The sequence below is a fragment of the Streptomyces sp. NPDC056734 genome (genome assembly GCF_042790455.1).
GTDB lineage: Bacteria > Actinomycetota > Actinomycetes > Streptomycetales > Streptomycetaceae > Streptomyces.
Map to the genome: position 1 here is coordinate 268,345 of NZ_JBHTZD010000013.1, position 6,462 is coordinate 274,806.

The following is a 6,462-nucleotide window of genomic DNA, read 5'->3' on the forward strand; positions in this document are numbered from 1 at the left end:
GGGGGGGGGACGGGTGCCGGTGTACCGGGATGCACCTACGGGTTTGACTCGCGGAGCCGGTTCACCTGGCTGGGGTGTGCGCCGACGGCTCGGCGCTTACCGGTGGTGACCATCTCGGTCTCTAAAGTGGTGGGAGATTAAGTCACCCAATAACTAGGCGTCAATGGAAAAGGCAAGGCAAATAACCATGGCCCTTGCACGATTCAGGCGCCCGCCCAGACGCCCCGGACCCGATAGGCATCCACCGAGCGATTCCCGCCGCCGGCGTCTTGCTCCCTATCTCTAGGTGACCTAGTGTTGAAGTTAATAGGAGATGTCACGCGGCCGAGATGTCACCCTGGATCGTCATTGGCGCGACCCTCGGCCCCTCCCTCTCCTCTCCGCAGGGTCGGCCCGCACAGGGCCGAGCGCTTCGCGTGAGCCCTCACCCGCACCTTCCATTCATCAGTGGAGGTCACCGTGCAGATCGTGCACTACGACGACGACAACTGGTTCAAGGACCACCCCAGTGGGGTCCTGCACTTCCAGCACATGCTCCGGGGCGAACCCGGATCGCCGAACAACTACATGTACGTGCTGGCCCGGCAGGTCGGTGAGTGGTCCATGCCGCGCCACCGTCACAACTTCGAGCAGATCCGCATCCCACTGGTCGGCTCCAACACCACGTACGGCCCCAAGGTCGAGCTGAAGGAAGGCCAGATCGGCTACTTCCCGGAGGGCCTGTCCTACGGCCCCCAGGAGTCGCCGCTGACCGACCTGAAGCCCGGTGAACCGCTCGCCCTGGCGCTCCAGTTCGGCGGGTCCTCGGGGTACGGCTTCATGAGTATCGAGCAGCGCCGGCAGGCCATGAAGGAACTGATCCAGGCCGGTGGCAAGTTCGAGGGCCCGTTGTATGTGAGTCCCTCGGGCAAGCGCCAGTGGGGTCTGAACACCGTCTGGGAGCATGTCTTCGGCGAGCGTCTGAAGTACCCGCGCCCCCGCTACAACCACCCGGTCATCGCCGACCCCAAGCGCTTCAACTGGCTGCCCGTCGCCGGGGCCAAGGGGGTGGAGCACAAGTTCATGGGCTCGTTCTCCGAGCGGGGCGTCTGGATCGAGCTGGTCAAACTGCACCCCGGCGCGCAGTGGACGTCGTCCGACGCGGGCGCGGAGCGGATCCTGACCGTGCTGTCCGGCGAGGGCGCGGCCCACGGCGAGGACCTGACGTACATGACCACCCTGCGGGCCGACCCGGGTGACGAGCTGACGCTGTCGGCCGCCGACTCCGGTGAACTGGAGCTGATCCTGATCGGCCTGCCTCCCGTCGTGGTCCCGCAGGACGCTTCGGAGGAGTACGAGGTCGACCCCGACCCGGCCGCCGACCAGCCCATCCACGTCGACTCCGGCTTCTGAGACAGGAACATCATGCTGCAACTCGGCATCGCCTCCATGATCGCGGATCTGGTGCTGGAGGAAGGGCGCTCCCTCGGCGTCCGGCCGTTGACGGTGGCCGTGCTGGACGCCCACGGCCACGTCCAGGTCCTCAAGCGGGACAACGGCAGCAACGGGATGCTGCGCCCCGAGATCGCCCAGGCCAAGGCCTGGGGAGCGGTGGCCCTGGGCCATGGCGGGCGGCTCCTGGCCAAGCGCGCAGAGATGGCCCCCGCCTTCTTCACCGCGCTCGGCACTCTCTCCCACGGGCGGGTGGCGCCGGTGCCGGGCGGGGTGCTGATCCGTGACGCCGACGGCGAGGTCATCGGGGGTGTGGGCGTCAGCGGCGACCTTCCCGACAACGACGAGAAGTGCGCCGTGGCCGCCATCACCGCGGCCGGCTTCACTCCCGACGCGGGCTGAGGTCACCTCGGCTCATCGTGTGGCAGCGGGGCGGTGCACCGGTGTTCGACGACAGGCCATCGGCGGCGTCGGGCCGGCCCCACCTCCCCGTGTCGCCATGCCTCCGTTTCTCCGTCCTGCGCTTCGGGCCTGACACTCGCGTGCGCCTGTCCAGCACCCATGTACGCGAGTGGGGCGGGCAGCGACCTCGCTGCCCGCCCTGCTCGTACTGCCCGATCAGAGGAAGTTGTTGGGCCAGTTCATGGTGCGCCACATGTGGGCAACCGGCGATCCGTCGAAGCCCAGGCCCTCACGGGGCTGCTTGAAGTGACGGCCCACTATGTCCTCGAACTCCTCGAACTCGACCTTAACGTTGCGGTCGAAGGAGTAGATGTCGTTGATGGTCACCAGCCGCGCGGTCATGTACCAGCGGTGCTTGCGCGCCTCCTCGGCGTCCCGGCGGGTGTGCTCGGGCGGCTGATAGTCGGCGCCGAAGTAGGTGACATACGCGTCCGGGTAGGTGTAGCCGACCGATTCGTCCGCGTAGTAGCGCAGCGCCTCGTGCTTCTGGATGGCCCACGCCACCTCCTCGTCGACATAGGGCGCCACCAACTGGGCCCCCCAGTAGCCGTGGTTGGCGGAGAGCAGTCCGCACACGGCGATGTCGTGCAGCAGACAGGCCAGGACCACCTTCTCGTCCAGCCCGTTCTCCCTGGCCACCCGGGCGCTCTGGAGAAGGTGCTGGGAACCCATATCGCTGAGGGCGATCCGGTGCCGGAAGAAGTCGGCGAGTGTGGGGCGGTCGGGCATTTTCGGCAGTGCCGGGTTGTCACCCATCACCAGAACCGAGTCGGGGTGGCGTACTTCGGCAAAAAGGGTCTCGCGGTGCGCGTGCGCGGCGGTGCCCAGGGTCGCCGCGGCCGGCGGGACCATCAGACGTCGACGCCGGTCCACGGCGTCGTCCAGCGGCTCACGCACCCAGTTGGTCAAACCTGCCTCGCGCAGGGAGGCGGGCAGATCGTACGGCGGGACCTGAGTGGTCGGTGGCTGAGTAGGTCCCGTCGGTGGCGCGCAGCTTGTGGATCAGTTCGGTGACCGGGTCGATCTCCAGCGGACGGCTGTGGGTCTCCGCGTCGATGACCGTCACCTGCGGCGCGGTCGCGTCGGCGGCGGGCCAGGGAGTGCCGTCCGGGCTGCGCGGCGCACCGGTACGGGCGAACTCCGTCCAGGCGTGCAGCATCGTCTCCGACACCCGTACGTCCTGCTCGTCGTAGCCCTGGCCCGCGCTGATGTGCCCGAAGACGTAGGGGATCTCAGCGCAGTGGAAGGCGAGCATGTCCGACGCGCGGTTGCCGGGTGAGACCCGGTCGAACCGATAGGCGTAGGAGGTACGGCCCAACTCGGTGAAGCGACCGTACGAGGCCAGCACCGGCTCGGTCCACAGAGCGTCGGTGAACACTCGCGCCAGTGCCTCGTAAGGGCTGCCGTCGAGCTGGGCGAGGATGGCGTCCGCCTGCTCCCCGCCGAGGATCGCCACCATGTTCTCCAGCGTGGTGGGCGTGTAGATGGCGGCCGGGTCGACCCCGGCGGGGGGCCCGCCGTATGGACCGGTCGGCCTGACGAAGAAACGGCCCTCGTCGCGGGTGTGGCCGAACAGCACAGAGATCTCGGGGTCCCAGCAGGACAGATCCTCTCCCACCACCTGGCCGTCCTCGGTCGGGGCCCAGACCAGATTGGCCGGAGTGTGCACCTGACCGGGCGGCGGCACCACGCTCGCGGACATGAGCGACGCCCGGCGCACCTCCTGCACCGGCCTCGTTCGCAGATACTCCAGATCGCTGCCACCCAACTGCTCGCAGAATCGGGCGCTCACCGCGAGCAGCCGCTCCCGCCGGCTCGGTCCCCGGCGGGCCGCCAGCGCCTCGGCGCCGGCGCTCTGGAGGATGGCCCGGTGGAACAGGCCCCGCGCACTGGGTGTGGCCAGCAGGGTACGGACAGCGTCCGCGCCTGCCGACTGGCCGAAGACGGTGACGTTCGCCGGGTCGCCGCCGAACTGGGCGATGTTGCGGGACACCCACTCCAGCGCGGCGACCCAGTCCTGGACGGCGGCGTTGCCGTCCGCGTCCGGGTGCTGAAGAAAGCCGAACGCACCGAGCCGGTAGTTGAACGACACATAGGTGACGCCACGCTGGGCGATGGATGAGCCGTGGTAGTCCCTCATCGAGCCGGACCAGTTCAGGAAACCACCGCCATGGATCCAGACCATGACCGGCTGACGGGCCTCCGGGCTCACGGAGGTTGTCCAGACATTGAGGTAGAGGCAGTCCTCGCTCGGCTCCGCACCGAGGTCCAGGCCCAGGTCCACCGACTGGATCGCGGCAGGCCCGAACTCAGTCGCGTCCCGCACTCCCTGCCAGGGGACAGGCGGCTGCGGCGACGCCCACCGCAGGTCTCCCACAGGTGGGGCCGCATACGGCACACCGCGGAAACGACGTACTCCGCGCCTCTCATTGCCTTCGAGGGTGCCCTGCTCCACGCGGACTCGGCTCATGATGATTCTCCGAAGTTCATGTCCCACCAAGGGGGCACCAAGGGGCGCGATCCCGTACGGCTCTGTCATGACACGCATCGCACCCGGTCGCTGCGGTCTACCGGACCGATAGGCCCCGACCACGGGACCCAGACCATTGAACGCTATGTCACCCAAGGCAAGACCGTCAAGATTTCACCCACATACTAGGTGACCCACGATGATGCGTCCGCCCCCCGTTGCCGGGCCCTGGCGTCCGCCTCGTCAGCATTGCGGTCGGCGCAGCCTCAGCTGTGCCACGACCAGCGTGATCAGCACGAGCGCCGGGGCGACCGCCGCGGCCAGCACCGGAGCTGCTTCCAGCAGCAACGCGGCGATCAGTGCGCCCAGCACCAGGGCCAGCAGCGCCGTTCCGCGGCGCAGTACGTACTTGGCCGAGCCCTGACACAGGGACTCCACCATCGAGGTGAGGGTGCCCGTGATGAAAGTGGTGGTGATGCCAGCCAGGGAGAGCCGACGTGCAACGGCCGTCTGGATCCCCATGGCCGCCGCCGACAACCCGACCAGAACCAACTCGATCCCCCGGCCAGGTCTCGCCGAGCAGGCGGCCCACACCACCATCAGGGCCGTCTGCGTCAGAAGACTGACCGCGAGCGCGGAGCCGACCCGTCGTGGCCACGGCGAGGCTTCAGGGCCGGGATCGGGGGTCATGGAATAGGTCACGACGAGCCCGAGAACGTACGCGACCACCGCGACCACGGCGCGGGCCAGGTGAAGATCGGCACCGTACGCGCCGCCGATGCCGAACAGCACGAGGTTGCCGGTCATGTTGGCCGTGAACACGCCGCCCAGCCCCAGATAGGCCACCGCGTCCGTGGCACCGGCCGCGGCGGACAACAGCGCCAACTGCACATTGACCCAGCGGTCGCGCCGGACGGCGCCGGACGGTTCCGCCGTGTCGGCAGAGGTGGGACGAGCAGCGGTGACGGCGTTCGGTCCGGATGAAGTCATGGCCGATCCTTGACGCTTGAGCGAGGGAGCCTGGCGAGGCTCCGGGACAGTCGGGACGGGCGCCGGGACATCTGTGAGCCCATACCGGCAGCGGCCCTCGAAGGCCGCTGAAACCCCTGCCGCACCTCGCCCCGCGCCGGAACGCGCTCGACCGCATGGGGGGCTGGGCCGACTCACCGCCCTCGTGTTCGTCCTGACCCATGACATGCTCCAGTCCCCTGCCTCCGGGCCGGCCAACTGTGGAACGACCAGCCAGATCCAGCGACCCCCCGGCCGGTTACGTGCTGGATCCGTCCGGGTGCTCAGAGGTACACGGACTGGATGTTCTGATAGGCGCTGAGGGCCTCCGGGCCGAGTTCCCGACCCGTTCCGCTGGCTTTGACGCCGCCGAACGGCGAGGCGATGTCGGGCAGATAGCCATTGATGCCGATCGTGCCGGTCTCGACGCGCTTGGCGACGGCCAGCCCGCGCTCGGCGTCGCCGGTCCAGACCGAGCCGCCCAGACCGTAGGCCGAGTCGTTGGCGATGCGGACCGCGTCGTCGACATCCGCGTACGGGATGACGCTCAGGACGGGCCCGAAGATCTCCTCCTGGGCGATGGCCGACGCGTTGTCGACGTCGGCGAAGACGGTGGGTTCCACGAACCAGCCCCGGTCCAGCCCTCGCGGCCGGCCGCCGCCCGTGGTGAGCCGGGCGCCCTCGTCGCGTCCCTTGGCTATGTAGGACTCGACCCGCTCACGGTGGTGGGCGGTCGCCATGGGGCCGATCTGTGTGGTCTCGTCCAGGGCGTCACCGATCTTCAACGACGCGGCGAAGGTGGTGAAGAGGTCCACGACCTCCGCGTAGCGGCTGCGGGGGGCGAGGACCCGGGTGCCGAGGAAGCAGGTCTGGCCGTTGTTGACGAGGGTCGCGACGAAGAGTTTCTCCGCGAGCGCCGCGAGGTCCAGTTGGGCGTCGTCGAGGATGATGGCGGCCGATTTGCCGCCCAGTTCCAGGGTGACCGGGCGCAGCAGCCGTCCGCAGGTCTCGGCGATGCTGCGGCCCGCGGCGGTGGATCCGGTGAAGGCGACCTTGTTGACGTCGGGGTGTGCGACGAGGTGGGCGCCCGT

The 6,462-nt window shown here is 68.7% G+C and carries 6 protein-coding genes; 2 read left to right on the forward strand and 4 right to left on the reverse strand.

The features are described from left to right. The first annotated feature begins 447 nt into the window (after nucleotides 1–447). Both ACFRFC_RS21565 and ACFRFC_RS21570 read left to right on the forward strand, forming a co-directional pair. Nucleotides 448–1,392: a hypothetical protein gene (locus tag ACFRFC_RS21565; RefSeq protein WP_382678623.1), complete on the forward strand. Its 945-nt coding sequence runs from the start codon at nucleotides 448–450 to the stop codon at nucleotides 1,390–1,392. A gap of 12 nt (nucleotides 1,393–1,404) precedes the next feature. Beyond that, the gene (locus ACFRFC_RS21570) at nucleotides 1,405–1,833 is read left to right on the forward strand and encodes a heme-binding protein (RefSeq protein ID WP_382678620.1); all 429 of its coding nucleotides are present in this window, start codon (nucleotides 1,405–1,407) and stop codon (nucleotides 1,831–1,833) included. Between the two features lie 216 nt (nucleotides 1,834–2,049). On the opposite strand, the gene ACFRFC_RS21575 is transcribed toward ACFRFC_RS21570, so the two are convergent. From ACFRFC_RS21575 to ACFRFC_RS21590, 4 genes are all read right to left on the reverse strand, one after another. Next, nucleotides 2,050–2,790, reverse strand: coding sequence for an HD domain-containing protein (locus ACFRFC_RS21575; protein ID WP_382678617.1), 741 nt, complete (start codon nucleotides 2,788–2,790; stop codon nucleotides 2,050–2,052). After that, nucleotides 2,783–4,363 carry a carboxylesterase/lipase family protein gene (locus ACFRFC_RS21580; protein WP_382678613.1) on the reverse strand — a complete coding sequence of 527 codons (1,581 nt, stop codon included), beginning with the start codon at nucleotides 4,361–4,363 and terminating at the stop codon, nucleotides 2,783–2,785. Before ACFRFC_RS21580 ends, ACFRFC_RS21575 begins: the two co-directional genes overlap by 8 nt. Before the next feature lie 243 nt (nucleotides 4,364–4,606). Further along, nucleotides 4,607–5,353 carry a YoaK family protein gene (locus ACFRFC_RS21585; RefSeq protein WP_382678611.1) on the reverse strand — a complete coding sequence of 249 codons (747 nt, stop codon included), beginning with the start codon at nucleotides 5,351–5,353 and terminating at the stop codon, nucleotides 4,607–4,609. Nucleotides 5,354–5,655: 302 nt separating this feature from the next. After that, nucleotides 5,656–6,462: aldehyde dehydrogenase family protein (locus ACFRFC_RS21590; RefSeq protein ID WP_383112646.1), on the reverse strand; the 807-nt coding region annotated here is incomplete at its 5' end.